This window comes from Catellatospora sp. NPDC049111 (assembly GCF_040648615.1).
Lineage (GTDB): Bacteria > Actinomycetota > Actinomycetes > Mycobacteriales > Micromonosporaceae > Catellatospora > Catellatospora aurea.
Map to the genome: position 1 here is coordinate 110,856 of NZ_JBEZEB010000002.1, position 15,597 is coordinate 126,452.

At 72.0% G+C, this 15,597-nt stretch carries 15 protein-coding genes; 10 read left to right on the plus strand and 5 right to left on the minus strand.

All coding sequences use genetic code 11. The features are described 5' to 3' along the window. Positions 1-23: 23 nt before the first annotated feature. Positions 24-680, minus strand: coding sequence for a peptide-methionine (S)-S-oxide reductase MsrA (msrA, locus tag AB0B66_RS03120; protein ID WP_360522062.1), 657 nt, complete (start codon positions 678-680; stop codon positions 24-26). Between the two features lie 30 nt (positions 681-710). On the opposite strand from msrA, the gene AB0B66_RS03125 reads away from it, so the two are divergent. Beyond that, positions 711-1,847: a cystathionine gamma-synthase gene (locus AB0B66_RS03125; RefSeq protein ID WP_360522065.1), complete on the plus strand. Its 1,137-nt coding sequence runs from the start codon at positions 711-713 to the stop codon at positions 1,845-1,847. Between the two features lie 121 nt (positions 1,848-1,968). Here AB0B66_RS03125 and AB0B66_RS03130 read toward each other — a convergent pair whose 3' ends face one another. Continuing rightward, complete coding sequence (locus tag AB0B66_RS03130) at positions 1,969-2,553, minus strand: hypothetical protein (RefSeq protein ID WP_360522068.1); 585 nt, start codon at positions 2,551-2,553, stop codon at positions 1,969-1,971. Between the two features lie 158 nt (positions 2,554-2,711). On the opposite strand from AB0B66_RS03130, the gene AB0B66_RS03135 reads away from it, so the two are divergent. From AB0B66_RS03135 to ilvA, 3 genes are all read left to right on the plus strand, one after another. Next, positions 2,712-4,085 (plus strand): amidase, encoded by a 1,374-nt coding sequence (locus AB0B66_RS03135; protein ID WP_360522071.1) that lies wholly within the window; start codon positions 2,712-2,714, stop codon positions 4,083-4,085. A gap of 172 nt (positions 4,086-4,257) precedes the next feature. Beyond that, positions 4,258-5,040, plus strand: a complete 783-nt coding sequence (locus AB0B66_RS03140; protein WP_360522074.1) for a DUF4328 domain-containing protein — start codon at positions 4,258-4,260, stop codon at positions 5,038-5,040. Then, entirely contained in the window at positions 5,037-6,263 is a 1,227-nt protein-coding gene (gene ilvA / locus AB0B66_RS03145) for a threonine ammonia-lyase (RefSeq protein ID WP_360522077.1), read from the plus strand. The genes AB0B66_RS03140 and ilvA overlap by 4 nt, the downstream gene beginning before the upstream one ends. A gap of 97 nt (positions 6,264-6,360) precedes the next feature. On the opposite strand, the gene greA is transcribed toward ilvA, so the two are convergent. Both greA and AB0B66_RS03155 read right to left on the minus strand, forming a co-directional pair. Beyond that, positions 6,361-6,849 (minus strand): transcription elongation factor GreA, encoded by a 489-nt coding sequence (gene greA, locus AB0B66_RS03150; protein ID WP_360522080.1) that lies wholly within the window; start codon positions 6,847-6,849, stop codon positions 6,361-6,363. 114 nt (positions 6,850-6,963) lie between these two features. Next, positions 6,964-7,404 carry a DUF4307 domain-containing protein gene (locus AB0B66_RS03155; protein WP_360522083.1) on the minus strand — a complete coding sequence of 147 codons (441 nt, stop codon included), beginning with the start codon at positions 7,402-7,404 and terminating at the stop codon, positions 6,964-6,966. A gap of 79 nt (positions 7,405-7,483) precedes the next feature. Between AB0B66_RS03155 and mca the strand changes: the two genes are divergently transcribed. The 5 genes from mca (at position 7,484) to AB0B66_RS03180 (ending at position 13,659) form a co-directional block, all read left to right on the plus strand. Beyond that, entirely contained in the window at positions 7,484-8,374 is an 891-nt protein-coding gene (gene mca / locus AB0B66_RS03160) for a mycothiol conjugate amidase Mca (RefSeq protein WP_360522086.1), read from the plus strand. 5 nt (positions 8,375-8,379) lie between these two features. Beyond that, a complete protein-coding gene (locus AB0B66_RS03165) occupies positions 8,380-8,601 on the plus strand; it encodes a hypothetical protein (RefSeq protein WP_155374249.1) in 222 nt (73 codons plus the stop codon). Between the two features lie 109 nt (positions 8,602-8,710). Further along, entirely contained in the window at positions 8,711-11,260 is a 2,550-nt protein-coding gene (locus tag AB0B66_RS03170) for a bifunctional diguanylate cyclase/phosphodiesterase (protein ID WP_360522090.1), read from the plus strand. Between the two features lie 66 nt (positions 11,261-11,326). Continuing rightward, complete coding sequence (locus AB0B66_RS03175; RefSeq protein WP_360522093.1) at positions 11,327-12,946, plus strand: hypothetical protein; 1,620 nt, start codon at positions 11,327-11,329, stop codon at positions 12,944-12,946. A gap of 2 nt (positions 12,947-12,948) precedes the next feature. Continuing rightward, the gene (locus AB0B66_RS03180) at positions 12,949-13,659 is read left to right on the plus strand and encodes a PspA/IM30 family protein (RefSeq protein ID WP_360522096.1); all 711 of its coding nucleotides are present in this window, start codon (positions 12,949-12,951) and stop codon (positions 13,657-13,659) included. A gap of 66 nt (positions 13,660-13,725) precedes the next feature. On the opposite strand, the gene AB0B66_RS03185 is transcribed toward AB0B66_RS03180, so the two are convergent. Continuing rightward, the gene (locus tag AB0B66_RS03185; protein ID WP_360522099.1) at positions 13,726-14,808 is read right to left on the minus strand and encodes a DUF3626 domain-containing protein; all 1,083 of its coding nucleotides are present in this window, start codon (positions 14,806-14,808) and stop codon (positions 13,726-13,728) included. Positions 14,809-14,994: 186 nt separating this feature from the next. On the opposite strand from AB0B66_RS03185, the gene AB0B66_RS03190 reads away from it, so the two are divergent. Continuing rightward, positions 14,995-15,528, plus strand: a complete 534-nt coding sequence (locus AB0B66_RS03190) for a flavoprotein (protein ID WP_360522102.1) — start codon at positions 14,995-14,997, stop codon at positions 15,526-15,528. Positions 15,529-15,597 lie beyond the last annotated feature (69 nt).

Here is a 15,597-nt window from a genome sequence, read left to right on the forward strand (position 1 = left end):
CGTCGTTCGAGCGGGTCGGGCCGTCAGGCGTCGGTCTTCGCGACGCCGATCGGGCAGCTCATGCCGTTGGGGCCGATGCCGCAGTATCCGTCAGGGTTCTTGGCCAGGTACTGCTGGTGGTAGTCCTCGGCGTAGTAGTACTCGCCGAGCGTCGCGATCTCCGTGGTGATCTGGCCGTATCCTTCGGCGGTCACCACCGGCTGGAACGCGTCCCGCGAGGCCTCGGCCTCCTTGAGCTGTTCCGGCGTGGTGGCGTAGATCGCCGACCGGTACTGGGTGCCGATGTCGTTGCCCTGGCGCATGCCCTGGGTCGGGTCGTGGTTCTCCCAGAACACCCGCAGGATCTCGGCGTACGAGATGACCTCCGGGTTGAAGACGATCTCCACGGCCTCGGTGTGCCCGGTGTAGCCGGAGCAGACCTCCTGGTAGGTCGGGTTCGGCGTGCTGCCGCCGGCGTATCCGACCGAGGTCGAGTAGACGCCGTCGAGCTTCCAGAAGAGGCGCTCGGCGCCCCAGAAGCACCCCATGCCCACGACAGCCACCTGCATGCCCTTGGGCCAGGGGCCGGTGAGCGGAGTGCCCAGCACGTAGTGCTCGGCCGGCGGCACGATCGGGGTGTCCCGGCCGGCCAGGGCCTCGCTGGCGTTGACGACATCGAGCTTCTTGTGGCGAAGGAACATGTCTCCAGTGTCCTCCTCTACGCTGGGGGAATGTCTTACGGGTTTGAAACGCTCGCCATCCACGCGGGCCAGGAGCCGGACGAGCGCACCGGCGCGGTGATCCCGCCGATCTTCCAGACATCGACCTACAAGCAGGACGCTGTCGGCTCGCCGCGGCTGGGTTACGAGTACTCCCGGTCCGGCAACCCGACCCGCGACGCGCTGCAGGAGTGCCTGGCGGCGCTGGAGGGCGGTTCACGCGGGCTCGCGTTCGCCAGCGGCCTGGCCGCCGAGGACACGCTCATCCGCACCGTGTGCAAGCCCGGCGACCACGTGATCATTCCCGATGACGCGTACGGTGGCACGTTCCGCCTGTTCGCGAAGGTCGCCGAGCGCTGGGGCCTGTCCTGGACGGCGGCCCGGATCTCCGACGTCGACGACGTGCGGGCCAAGGTGACCCCGAACACGAAGATGATCTGGGTGGAGACGCCCACCAACCCGCTGCTCGGCATCGCCGACATCGCGGGCCTGGCGGCCGTGTCGCGGGACGCGCACGCGCTGCTGGTGGTCGACAACACCTTCGCGAGCCCCTACCTGCAGCAGCCGCTGGCGCTGGGGGCGGACGTGGTGGTCCACTCGACCACGAAGTACGTGGGCGGGCACTCGGACGTGGTCGGCGGCGCGCTGGTGCTCAACGATCTCGCGCTGGCCGACGCGCTGAAGTTCCACCAGAACGCGATGGGCGCGGTGAACGGCCCATTCGACGCCTGGCTGACGCTGCGCGGGGTGAAGACCCTGGCCGTGCGCATGGAGCGGCACTGCGACAACGCCGAGAAGGTGGCCGAGTTCCTGACCCGGCACCCGAAGGTGAAGCAGGTGCTCTACCCGGGCCTGCCCGAGCACCCCGGCCACGAGCTGGCCACCAAGCAGATGCGCCGGTACGGCGGCATGATCAGCTTCCGGATGGGCGACCCCGAGGCCGCCGAGCGGGTGTGCAACACGACGAAGGTGTTCACCCTGGCCGAGTCGTTGGGCGGCATCGAGTCGCTGATCGAGCACCCGGGCAAGATGACGCACGCCAGCGTCGCGGGCTCGGAGCTGGAGGTCCCCGCCGACCTCATCCGCCTGTCCGTGGGCATCGAGACCATCGACGACCTGCTCGCCGACCTGGCCACCGCGCTGGGCTGACCGCGCCCGGGCCGCGTGCCGCGCCGTTCCCGACCGAGATCGCTGTTTCGGGTCAAAACCTCTGGTTGAACCACAGGTTCTGGCCCGAAACAGCGATCTTCTTATTCGGGCCGAGAGGAGATCAGACAGGGCGGCCGGGTGGGAGGATGCGGTCGGCCTCGATCGAGTAGCTATCGCCGTATATGCGAAGTTTGTCGCCTTTGCAGGTGTAGCGGTCGGGGGTGATCGTGGTGCTGAGGTTCTCGCGGTCGCGGACGCTGCCGTTGACCTTCCACGTGGTGGTGCCCGAGGCGGACGCGTTGCTGTAGCTGATCATCTCGTCGTCGGCCTCGTAGTTCAGGCGCGTGGTGCCGTTGTGGATCACCTCGTAGCGGTCGCCGTTGCGAGTGCCCTTGCGGGTGACCTTGTCCACGGTGACCAGGGTGCCGTCCGCGCCGTAGCTCAGCAGCGTGCCTGCCCCGGTCAGCTGCACGGTCACCCCGAAGATCTCGGCGCTGGAGGTGTACGACGTCTCCCGCCACTGTCCGATCAGGCATCGCGCGGGCGAGACCGGCACCGGGGACGGCAGCACGGCGACGGGACTCGGCGACGGCGAGGCCGACGGGGACGGCGCAGGGCCGGAAGCGCGCCGGGTCAGCAGATATGCCGCCGCGCCCCCGCCGAGGCACACCACGAGCACGACGACGAGCAGGATCACTCCGACCACGATCGGTATGGTCCAATCACGACCGCTCTGTTCCGGCTGCATCAGCCCAGCATCGCCAACGAAATCCGTCGCGGCAAGGCTCCAGTTGCTCACGACGCGTCACGGCACTCCATACTGGAGCCCCGGTTTTCTGGCTCACGACGTGGTGGAGGAAAGACATGGCGGACACCTGGGTCGGCGCCACCGCCAAGCAGATTGCGCGAGCCGTGCGGCGCGGTGACACGTCGGCGACGCAGGTCGTGGCCGATCACCTCGACTACCTGACCGGTGCCGACCCGGTGGTGGCGGCGTTTCGCACCGTGCGGGCCGCGGAGGCGGCCGCCGAGGCGGAAAAGGTCGACGACCAGAGCGACATGGCCAACCTGCCGCTGGCCGGGGTGCCGATCGCGGTCAAGGAGAACACCCCGGTCGCCGGGCTGCCGACGTGGCACGGGTCCGCGGGCGCGCGCCAGGCCGTCGCCGAGCAGGACCATGAGCTGGTACGCAGGCTGCGCGGCGCGGGTGCGGTGGTCCTCGGCACGACCCGGATGCCCGAGCTGGGGCTGTGGGGCGTGACCGACGACGACAGCGCGGTGACCCGCAACCCGTGGGCGCTCGACCGCACCCCGGGCGGCTCCTCCGGCGGCTCGGCGGCGGCGGTCTCGGCGGGCCTGGTGCCGATCGCGCACGCCAACGACGGGCTGGGCTCGATCCGCATCCCGGCGGCCTGCTGCGGCCTGATCGGGCTCAAGCCCGGCCGGGGCGTGCTGCCGGTGAACCTGGGCGCGGACGACTGGTTCGGCCTGGTCGAGCACGGCATGCTGGCCACGACGGTCGCCGACGCGGCGTTGGGCTTCGCGGTGCTGGCCGGGCGCACACCGCAGCCGCTGAGCCAGCCGGGCCGGCTGCGCATCGCGGTGTCGCTGAAGTCCCCGGTGGCCGGGGCGAGCGCCGACGAGGCCAACCGGGCCGCGGTGGCCACTGCCACCCGCCTGCTGACCGAGTGCGGCCACGACACGCTGGCCGCCGACCCGGCGTACTCGACCTCGCTCGGGCTGCGCGGCATGGCGACCTGGTTCGCCGCCGCTCACCGCGACGTCGAGGCGGCCGGGATCGACCGGTCCAAGCTGCAGAAGCGCACCCGGCGGCATGTCGCGATGGGCGGCTGGGCGTGGCGGCGCGGCTTCGTACGCGAGCAGGACCGCACCCAATTCCGTGACCGCTGCCTGGAGTTCTTCGCCACCAACGGCGTGGACCTGCTGCTCACGCCGGTGCTCGCCGGGCCGCCGCTGAAGGCTGGCGACTGGCACCGCCGAGGCTGGCTGACCAACGTGGTGGCCAACGTGCGCAACGCCCCGTTCGCCGCCCCCTGGAACATCACCGGCTTCCCCGCGATGACCCTGCCCGTCGGCGTACGCCCCGACGGCCTGCCCGCCGCCGTGCAACTCGTCGGCCCGCCCGGCACCGAACTGCTGCTCCTGGCGGTCGCCGGCCAGATCGAACTGGCCGCGCCCTGGCGCCGCCACGCCCCCGGCTTCCCCCGCCCGAACTGAGGAAAGGAAGGGCACCTTCCACTCGCTATGCGTTGTGGAAGGTGCCCTTCTTAACTTTCTTGCACGCAACGTGACTGACGTGGAACCGGGTGATCCTGGCTGAGCTGGGGTGGGTTTCGGCGTCGCCGGTGGTTCCGTTACTCTCCGTGGGCCCTCGACCCTGGAGAACGCCGTGACCTGCCCGCATTGCTCCGCCGTCAATCCGGCGACCGGGATCTACTGCCGCGCCTGCGGGCTGGACCGCACCGCGCCGCTGATCCACCCGCACGCCAAGCTGTACGCCGTGCGCGGCATCGGCCTGGCCGCAGTGGCCGCGGTCGTGGTCTCGACGGTGCTCACCGTGCTGGGCGCGGCGCTGGCCCTGGTGCCCGGCGCCATGGCGGAGCAGGCTCAGGCCGACCGCGACACCGACCTGCTGCAGCGGGCCTACCTGGTCGAGCTGGCGATCACCGGGGTAGACGTGCTCGGCATGCTGGCCGCGGGCGTACTGGTGATCATCTGGCTGTACCGCGCCCGGGTGAACATCGACGCGTTCCCCGAGGCGCAGCCGGGTATGGCCGCGGGCTGGGCGATCGGCGGCTGGTTCATCCCGTTCGCGAACTTCGTCATCCCGTGCCGGGTGATGCACCAGGTCGCCTCCGCCAGCCTCCAGCACCGGCGGGTCGGCCTGTTCACCGGCCTGTGGTGGGCCGGGTACGTGGTGAGCTTCGCCACCTCGCAGATCAGTGGCCGCATGGAGCCGGACGCGAACACCTTCGCGGCGCACGTGGCCTATTTCGACGACATGCTCATCTTCGGCGTGGTCGAGGCGGTGGGCACCGTGCTCGCCGGGTTCTTCCTGGTCAAGCTGATCCTGTCGATCAGCGGCGCACAGACCGCGCGGATCGAGCGCGGCCGGGCGGCGCACGTCCCCGTTGTGCCCGCGGCCGTGCCGAGTGGCACGATCAGCCTGTGACACCTGAGCTGGTCAGCCTGGCCGACATCGAGGCGGCGCGCGAGCGCCTGCGGTCCGTCGTACGCACCACCCCGATCGAGCCGTGCCGGCCGCTGTCGGCCAAGCTCGGCGGGCCGGCCGGGCTCAAGTGCGAGAACCTGCAGCGTGCGGGCTCCTACAAGGTGCGCGGTGCCTACGTGCGCATCTCCCGGCTCAGCGAGCAGGAGCGGGCACGCGGTGTGGTGGCGGCCAGCGCCGGCAACCACGCCCAGGGCGTCGCGCTCGCGGCCGGGCTCTGCAAGACCAAGGCCACCGTGTTCATGCCGGTGGGCGCGCCGCTGCCGAAGGTCGCGGCGACCAAGGGGTACGGCGCGCGGGTCGAGTTCGCCGGCAACACCGTCGACGAGGCGCTGGTCGCCGCTCAGGAGTTCGCCGAGCGCACCGGCGCGGTCTTCATCCACCCGTTCGACCACCCCGACGTGATCGCCGGGCAGGGCACGGTCGGCCTGGAGATCCTCGAACAGCGTCCCGACGTGCAGACCATCATCACCGGCATCGGCGGCGGCGGCCTGATCTCCGGCCTCGCCGTCGCCGCGAAGGCGCTGCGCCCCGACATCACCGTCATCGGCGTACAGGCCGCCGGCGCGGCAGCGGTGCCGCCCGCGCTGCGCGCCGGACGCCCGGTGCGCCTGCCCAGCATCGCCACCATCGCCGACGGCATCGCGGTCGGCCGCTGCGGCGACCTCACCTTCACCCACATCAGCAAGCTCGTCGACGAGGTCGTCACCGTCACCGACGAGGAGATCTCCCGAGCCCTGCTGATGCTCCTGGAGCGCGGCAAGATGGTCGCCGAGCCGGCCGGCGCGGTCGGCGTGGCCGCCCTGCTCGCGGGCCGTGTACAGGTGAAGACCCCGGTCGTCGCCGTCGTCTCCGGTGGCAACATCGACCCCCTGCTGCTGCTGCGCGTCATCGAACACGGCCTCAGCGCCGCCGGCCGCTACCTCCACGTCAACGTCCGCTGCGCCGACCGCCCCGGCCAGCTCGCCGCCCTGCTCTCCCTGATCGCCGACCAGCGCGCCAACGTCCTCGACGTGGCCCACCAGCGCCACGACCCCCGCCTGCACTTCGGCGAGGTCGAAGTCGAACTCTCCGTCGAAACCCGCGGCGCCGAACACTCCGACCAGCTCGTCACCGCCCTCCGCACCGCCGGCTACCAGGTAGACGTCGACACCCCCTTCGCCTGACCCCACCCGAGATCAAGACGATCTTGCAGAGCGGGCGGGAAACGGCGAGGGCCGGCGCCGCGGGAGCGGGCCGGCCCTGGGGTGGTGCGGGGCGGGGTCAGCCGCCGAAGGCTTCGAAGGAGACGACGGTGACCTTGATGTCGACGCCGCTGGGGGCGGTGTAGGTGACGGTCTGGCCCTTGCGGGCGCCGAGGATCGCCTGGCCGAGGGCCGACTCGGGGGAGTACACGGTGATGTCCGTGGTCGCCGCGATCTCGCGCGAGCCGAGCAGGAAGGTCTCGGTGTCCTCGGTGTCGTCGTCGAAGTAGATGACGACGACGTTGCCGATGGAGACGCTGTCCCCGCGGGGAGCCTCGCCGACGTGGGCGACCCGCAGCAGCTCCTGGAGCTGGCGGATGCGGCCCTCTGCCTTGCCCTGCTCCTCGCGGGCGGCGTGGTAACCGCCGTTCTCCTTGAGGTCACCCTCCTCGCGGCGGGCGTTGATCTCGGCGGCCATCGCGGGCCGGGCGGCGATGAGGTCGTTCAGCTCGCCCTGGAGCCGGTCGTACGCGTCCTGGGACAGCCAGGTGGCATCAGTCGTGGACACGGGCGTTCTCCTCAGGTCTTGCGGGTTCTCGGAAGTGGTTGCCGGTCGGCCATGCGCCGCAGTGGTTACTGCCCCCATGAGCGCGATGGGCGAAGTTACCAACCTACCAGCGACTCACGCCGGGTGGCAGCCCTTAACCTCGCCGGTCACCGGACGTCCCGTCGTCGCGAGGCGGTGTGTCACCACGGTGCGCTCCGGATCCGGGCCCGGCCGCACGGTGACCTCCTCCAGCCCGACCTCGTGCCCGGTCTTGTCCCGGGCGCGGACGAGGCAGACCGCGGTGCCGTCGGCCGGCATCTGGATCATGAACGTCACCGCGACCTGCGTGTCGCTCATCTCGAACGCCGTCACCGACGCTGTGTAGTCTCCGTCACCATACGCCCGGTAGAGGCGGGCGCCGATGAGCGTCATGGCCAGGACGGTCAGCGCGCCCAGCACGGCCACCGTCGAGCGGGAGGCGCGTCGCTGCTCACGGCGGCGGCCGTACCGTCCGGCCGGCCACGGCGCGCGCTCGGCCGCCTGGCCGGCGGCGGTGTCGGTGGAGGTCTCGGTCACCGGTGGGGGTCCTTCGTGTGACGCGTCAGACGCGTGAGGAACACTGTCAGGGTCGATTCTCGCACGTGGGGAGAGCACGGTGACGCAGCGGCTGCGACTGATGGCGGTGCACGCGCATCCGGACGACGAGTCGTCCAAGGGTGCCGCGACTATGGCGCGGTATGCCCGCGAGGGTGCGGAGGTGCTGGTCGTCACGTGTACGGGCGGCGAGCGGGGTGACGTGCTCAACCCGAAACTCGACCGCCCGGACGTCTGGGAGAACATCGCCGAGATCCGCCGCGCGGAGATGGCCGCAGCCCGCGACATCCTCGGCGTGGACCAGGCCTGGCTCGGTTTCGTCGACTCGGGCTGGGTCGAGGGATACACCCACGACGACCCGTCCGGCCTGCCCGAGGGCTGCTTCGCCCGGGTGCCGGTCGAGGAGGCGGCGGCGCCGCTGGTCAAGCTGATCCGGGAGTTCCGGCCGGAGGTGGTGCTGACCTACGACGAGGAGGGCGGCTACCCGCACCCGGACCACATCCAGACCCACCTGGTGACCATGGCCGCGGTCGAGGCCGCCGCCGACCCGCAGCGCTACCCCGACTTCGGCCCGGCCTTCGAGGTGCCGAAGCTCTACTACCACATCAGCTTCACGAAGCTGAAGTTCACGGCGCTGCACGAGGCGATGCTGGCGGCCGGGCTGGAGTCGCCGTACGCCGAGCGGCTCAACGACGACTGGGTCGGCGACAAGTCGCCCCGGATCACCACCCGGGTGCCCTGCGGCGAGTACTTCGAGCTGCGGGACGACGCCCTGCGCGCGCACGCGACGCAGATCGACCCGGACGGGCCCTGGTTCCGCGCGCCGCTGACCGTGCAGCGCACGGCCTGGCCGACCGAGGACTACCAGCTGGTCAGGTCGACCGTGGCGACCGCGATTCCCGAGGACGACCTGTTCGCCGGCGTACGCGCGCCGGCGGGAGCGGATAGGTGAGGCACATGCTGGAGATCCTGGCCGACAACAACTTCGGCGACACCCGGTCGGGCGACGGTCTCGCCGGTCCGATGGCACTGCTGCTGATCCTGCTCCTGGCCGCTGCAACGGTTTTCCTGATTCGCAACATGAATCAGCGGCTCAGGCGGTTGCCCGAGACGTTCGATTCGGCGAGCATGAGTGACGGTGCGCGGACGGACTCGCCCGTCACGCCGGACCCTCGCTGAGGCGGACCGAGGGAATCGGACACGGCCTGTCGCGTCAGGCGGAGAGCGTGTCGTCTTCAGAGGGAGACGACGGGCCTCCGCCTCCGGTGCGCGCGGACAGGGGGCACGGATGGGCAGGTGGCTCACGCGGGCGGCGGACGGACTCTACCGCTGGTCCGGTGCAGCCTCGCTGACGTCGCGTGTCCGCATTGTCATAACCTGTCTCGTCGTCACCGCGGTGCTGGTCGCGGGCGTCGGCGCGATCGTCGGCGTACACGAGGGTGACCTCGGCCAGTTCGGCCTGCTCATCGGCCTGATCACGCTGGCCCACCTGTTCGGCCTGCGCATGCGGGTCGGCTCCACCACCATCGACGTCGACTGGGGCGAGGCCGCCCTGATCGTCGGCTTCGTCCTGGTGCCGGTCACCTGGATCCCCGCCGCGGCGGGCATCGGCGTGCTGCTGGCCAAACCGGTGGTGTCACTGGTCTCCGGCAACCGCACCAGCCCGGTCGAGACCGTCCGGGCCGCCGCCTCACTGACGCTGGCCGCCGCCGTCGCGGCACTGGTGGTGTGGGTCGGCGGGGTGCCGGTCGCCCCCGGCGCGTCCGGGATGTCGGCGCAGGCCGCCGCGATCGTCGTGCTGGCCGCCCTCGTCTACCTGCTCAGCAGCGCCGTGCTGCTCGCGGTGCACCTGGCCGTGCGGGACGGGCAGAACATGATCGGGGTGGTCTGGCAGGCGCTGCGCGGCACGCCCGTGATGATCGTCGGCAACGTCGCGCTCGGCCTGGTCGCGGTGCGGTTGTGGGACAGCAGCTGGCTCTGGGTGCTGCCACCGCTGCTGTGGCTGCTGCACCAGCTCTACGTGCACCGGGTGCACGAGGACGAGGAGCGCCGCACCTGGCGGGCGTTCGCGCTGGCCAGCCGCTCACTGCACCGGCTCGACGAGCTGGCCGTGGCGCAGGAGGGCCTGCAGGCGGCCCGTTCGCTGTTCCCGGTGCGGGCGGTGGAGCTGACCGTGCTCGGCTCGCAGACCCGATACCGCAGCAGCCTGCGTACCGGCGAGGAGATTTTGGTCGAGCCCGCCTCGGGGACGCCCCCGGCGGACGCGGGCCGCGCGCCCGCGGTGACCCGGGCACTCGAGGTGGCCGGCGGCCGGGTCGGCGTGCTCACCCTGCGGCTGCTGCGCCAGCGCGCCTGGGGCCCCAACGACCAGCACCGGCTGGCCGTGTTCGGCGACGCCCTGGCCGCCGCCCTGCACGACGCCGCCACCCACAGCGCCCTGCGCGAGCTGCGCGAACGCACCATGTACGAGTCCCACCACGACCCGCTGACCCGCCTGCTCAACCGCGACGCCCTGATGGACCGCGGCGACGCGGTGCTGCGCGGGCTCGACGCCCGGGTGCCGGTCGCCCTGCTGCTGCTCGACATGGACCACTTCAAAGAGGTCAACGACACCCTGGGCCACCTCGCCGGGGACGAGCTGCTGCAGACCGCGGCGTCGCGGCTGTCCGGCGACGTGGGGCACGGCGAGCTGCTGGCCCGGCTCGGCGGCGACGAGTTCGCGCTGCTGGTCACCGACCTGCCCGGACTGTCCGCGGACCACGACGAGGTCGACCGGCTCAGCGCCGCGAACCTGGTCGCCCAGCGCCGGGCGCGCATGCTGACCGCCACGCTCGCCAGCCCCACCGAGGTCGCCGGGGTGACGCTGTCGGCCGAGGTCTCGGTCGGGGTGGCCGTGGCGACCGCGGGCGAGTTCGACCTCACCGAGCTGCTCCGGCGCGCCGACGTCGCGCTGTACCAGGCCAAGGAGTCGGGGTCGCGGGTCGCCGCGTACGACCCGCACCGCGACCGGACCAGCACCGACCGGCTGGCGCTGGTCGCCGAGCTGCGCGCCGCGCTCGCCGCCGACGATCAGCTCCACCTGGTCCTGCAGCCTGCGGTCGAGCTGGACACCGGTGCGCCGTCCGGGGTGGAGGCGCTCATCCGCTGGCACCATCCGCGCCGCGGCCTGCTGCTGCCCAAGCACTTCGTCCGCGCCGTCGAGGCCAGCGACCTGCTCGGCAAGTTCACCCGGCACGTGCTCGACCAGGCGCTGACGCTGGCGGCCGAGTGGACCCGGCAGGGCCTGGAGGTGCCCGTCGCGGTGAACCTGTCCCCGCGCAGCCTGCTCGACCCGCAGCTGCCCGCGGACGTGGCCGAATTGCTGCGCCGCCACAACATGCCCGCCTCCCGCCTGGTCCTGGAGATCACCGAGACGGTGGTGCTCAGCCCGCTGCCCGTCACCGACCAGGTGCTGCGTGAGCTGCGCGGGCTCGGGGTCCGGTTCGCCGTGGACGACTTCGGCACCGGGTTCTCGTCGCTGACCTTCCTCACCCGGATCGCGGTCGACGAGCTGAAGGTCGACCGCACCTTCGTCGGCCGGATGGCCGAGTCACGGCAGGCCGCCGCCATCGTGCAGGCGGTCGTCGACCTGGGCCGCCAGCTCGGCCTGCGCGTGGTCGCCGAGGGCGTGGAGACGGCCGACCAGCGGGTCGCGCTGCGCCGCCTCGGCTGCGACGCGGGCCAGGGCTTCTACTTCTCCCACCCGCTGCCCGCCGACGAGATCACCGAAGCCCTGCACACCCTCACCCGCGCGGCCCGCCCCATCCGCCCCCTCCGCGCCCGCCCCCACACCGCCTGACCCAGGGGCGATTGAGGCAGGGCTATTCGCCGGGTTCGGGGTGATTGCTGGGGATATCGTGATCACGTGCCGGTGCAGACCACTGAGGTCGATCTCTTCTCGGTTCTGTGCTGCCTCGCGATCATCGTGCTGGGCGTGGTCCTGGCGCTGACGGTGGCCAGGCGGCGCAAGGGGCGCGGTCAGGGGACGGCGCAGGCCACCCCGCAGCAGGCCGGCCCGGCCGACCCGTTCGCCGCATACAGCACCACCCAGCTGAACACGTACGCCAACGGGCAGCTGGTGGCCGTGGACAACGCGGTGCGCACGAGCGAGCAGGAACTGGGCTTCGCGACCGCCGAGTACGGTGCCGAGGCCGTGACCACGTTCGCCGCCGCGGTCGCCGCCGCGAAGGAGGACCTGGCCGCGGCGTTCCGTATCCGCCACCAGCTCGACGACGAGATCCCGGAGGACGACGACACCCAGCGGCGGCTGCTGCGCGAGATCGTCGACCGGTGCTCGACGGTGGACAGGCGGCTCGACGCCGAGGCGGACGCCTTCGAGAAGTTGCGTGCCATGCAGGCCAACGCCGAGGAGCTGGCGCAATCGCTGACGGCGCGCGCCGGGCAGCTGCGCGGCACGCTCCCCGTGGCCGAGGCGAAGCTGACCAGGCTCACCGACCGTTACACCGAGGGCGCGCTGACCGCCGTGGCGGGCAACGTCACCGAGGCCACCGCACGGCTCGACTTCGCCGACGAGCAGCTCACCGCGGCGGGCGCCGACATCGCGGCGGGCGACCGCGGCAAGGCGGCGCTGTCGCTGCGCGGGGCCGAGCAGGCCACCGGCCAGGCCGGAGCCCTGCTGGACGCGCTGGACAAGGCGGCCACCGATCTGGACGCGGCAGGGCAGCACGTGACCGGCCTGCTCGACGAGGTGCAGGCCGAGGTCGCCGCCGGCAAGGCCGCGATGCAAGCCGCCGGGGGCGCGGGCGGCGCGGACCAGATGAATCTCGCTGCCGCGGTGGCCCGGGCCGACCAGGTCGCCGGGGACGTGCGTACGCAGCTGGCGGGCGCGAAGACCGACCCGCTGGGCATGATGCGCCGGCTGGAGACAGCCGCTTCCGGCCTGGCCGAGGCCATGGGCGGGGTACGCGACGCCGCGAACCGCACCGAGCAGGCCCGCCGCCAGCTCGAGCAGACCCTGCACGCTGCCCGTGCCGCCGTCGACTCGGCGACCGGCTACATCACCACGCGCCGCGGCGCGGTCGGCTCGACGGCCCGCGCCCGCCTGTCGGAGGCGCACGCCCAGCTCGACCGCGCCGAGAGCGGCACCGACCCGGTCGCCGCGCTGGCCGCCGCGGAGCGCGCGCACGACCTCGCCGCGCAGGCCGTCGACTCGGCCCGCGACGACGTCGAGCGCTGGTCCTTCCCGTCGGCGTACGGCGGGCAGCTGGGCGGCGGCCGCGTGATTATCGGCGGTCCGGGCGGCTTCGGCACGGCGGCCGCGGGCGGCATGGGTGGCGCAGTGCTCGGCGGCATCCTGCTGGAGAACATGCTCGGCGGCGGCATGGGCGGCTTCCGTATCGGCCTCACCAGCGAGGCGAACCAGACCGGCGGCGCGGCTGCGTCCGTGGCGCCGCCGGTGCAGGGCCGTTTCGGCGGCCCCAGCACGTGGGCGAGACCGGAGAAGGAACAACCAGGGGGGAATTGATCATGGCGGCACAGTCGATCCTCGGGCGCATCACCCAGATGGCCCGCGCCAACATCCACGCCATCCTCGACGACGTCGAGGATCCGCAGCAGATGCTCGACCAGATGGTGCGCGACTACACCGCGAACATCAGCGAGGCCGAGAACGCCGTCGCGCAGACCATCGGCAACCTGCGGCTGCTGGAGGCCGACTCGGCTGAGGCGACGAAGAACGCCGCCGAGTGGCAGGCCAAGGCCCAGGCCGCCAGTGCCAAGGCCGACCAGGTGCGCTCCAGCAACGCCGCCGACGCCGACAAGTTCGACAACCTCGCACGGATCGCGATCGGCAAGCAGATCGCGTACGAGAACGACGTGAAGAGCTTCGGCCCGATGATCGCCGAGCAGACGCAGGTCACCGAGCAGCTCAAGCAGGGTGTCACCCAGATGCGCGGCAAGCTCGACGAGCTGCGCCGCAAGCGTGACGAGCTGGTCGGCCGGGCCAAGGTCACCGAGGCGCGCGGCCGGGTGCAGAGCTCGGCGCGCAGCATCGACGCGCTCGACCCGAGCAGCGAGATCAACCGCTTCGAGGAGATGGTCCGCCGCGAGGAGGCCCGCCTCAAGGGCCACGACGAACTCCAGGCCTCCACCGTGGACGCCCAGTTCGAGGAGCTGTCCGCCTCGGCCCGCGACCAGGAGATCGAGTCCCGCCTGGCGGCGATGAAGTCCGGCCGCTGACGCCGTCCCGCCGTCCATCCGGTGGCTGCGCTTCGGGGAAAGCGCAGCCACCGGACTGCCCGCCGGTCAGCGGCCCGCGAACGGACGGCCGGTGTGCACGAGGGTGTGCCAGAGCTGTTTGACGTACTGGAGGAGTTCGTCGGGGGTGCCCCAGGGGGACCACGAAAGCGGGTCGCGGAGCATGTCGGCGGCTGCGCGGCCGACCAGTTCGGCGTCGAAGGTCCCGCGCGGGCCGGCGTAGCGCTCGCACACGTGGGCGGCCAGGGGCGGGATCGCCGGACCGCGGAAGTCCGGCCCCACCTCGGCGGCGGTCAGCTCGAAGCCGGCATGCCACTCCAGATCCACGCCGAGTCGTGCGGCGAGTCCGGCGAGCACGTCGCCGGCGGCCGTGCCGTGGAAGCTCGGGTCGAGCACCAGCGCCTCGGCGTCCACGGCCAGGTCCACCGGCCCGTGGACCTGCACTTCGAGGTAGTCGTCCAGGGCCCGGCCGGGCTCGGCGGCCGGGGCGGCCCCGGCGAGTTCCCGCAGCGCCGCGAGCGGGTCGACACCGGGACGGCCCAGCGTCACGCCGGTCTCGCGGGCCTGTTCGACGAGCCCGGCCAGCACCGGCGCGAAGACGGCGAGCGTGCCGACGTCGGCGGGGCCGAGGTGGCTGTCGCCCAGGGTCACCGTGCAGCGTGCGTTCACCGACGGCCGGAGCCGCACGTGGCAGGAGCCGAACCGCGGGCACGCCCCGTCGGGGTGGCCGAGCAGGTTCAGCCCGCCGTACAGCGGCCGCTCGGCGGGCAGCGCGCCCGGGTAGGCGTCGCCGAACAGGGCCTGCTCCCAGCGGTCGCGGTCGCCGCCCAGGAAGGCGGTGCGGCTGCCGTTGGTCACGCCGGTCTCGAACTGGCTCCGGTAGCGGCCGTCGGCGGCCATCGACTCGGCGACGGTACGCCCGTCGGACATCAGCCGGTCCGGGTGGAAGTTCAGCGTGACCCGCCCGTGCGTGGCCACGGCCGCCAGGAGTTCGGGCAGGTCGGGCACCTCCCCGAGGCGTTCCAGCGCCCGCGCGCGACGCCGGGTCGCGACCCCGGTCACGTGCGCGAGCGCCGCCCGTTGCGCGGTGGTCAGTGCCGTCGGTGTGTCCAGGAAAGCCGCCCCCGTCATGCCCGAGACCTCATCACACCGCCCCCACCGGCGGCAACGTGGTTACTTGGGGCCGTCCGGCTGAGCGAGCGGCCCTTCCGCTGCCGCGCCCGAAATCAGCGTCACCGCGACCGTCCGCAGAGACCGGCAGGCGGCGCGACTGAGGGGTTTCAGCTGGTGTCGGCTCGTGATGAGACGCTCTTGGGCGTGCCTCAGAGCTCACACCTGAGAAGAAACGCTCACCTTGTCGTATGCGCGGCTCCGCCCGCGACGGCCGTGGCCGAACTGATCGGGCTGCTTCTGGCGGACGAGTGGACGGTCCAGGTCGTGCCGACCGCGACCGCCGTGGACTGGCTAAATCTGCCGGCGCTGGAGGCGCTGACCGGCAACTCGATCGCCGTTGGCCCCCGCAAACCCGACGAGCAGCGGCAGGCGGCCGGTCCGGATCTTGTCATCGTCGCTCCGGCCAGCTTCAACACGATCAACAAGTGGGTGGCCGGGATCAACGACAACGTGGCGCTGGGGCTGCTGAACACGGTGTTCGGGCTCCGGGTGCCGACGATCGTCAGCCCGTACGCGAAGGCGGCTCTCGCGGCGCATCCCGGCTTCCGCCGCAACCTGGCCCTGCTGGCGGAGTGGGGTGCGCTGGTGACGGAGCGCGACGCGTTACGCCCCGAGCGCCAGGACCAGCCGTACCGCTGGAATGCGATCATGAATCTGTTGCCCGTGCACCTGCGCTGAGGTGCAGTTTCCGGGTTTCTGCACTCATCCCGGCCGTGATTCGCGCAGTTCCCCGAAACTGCAGGACCG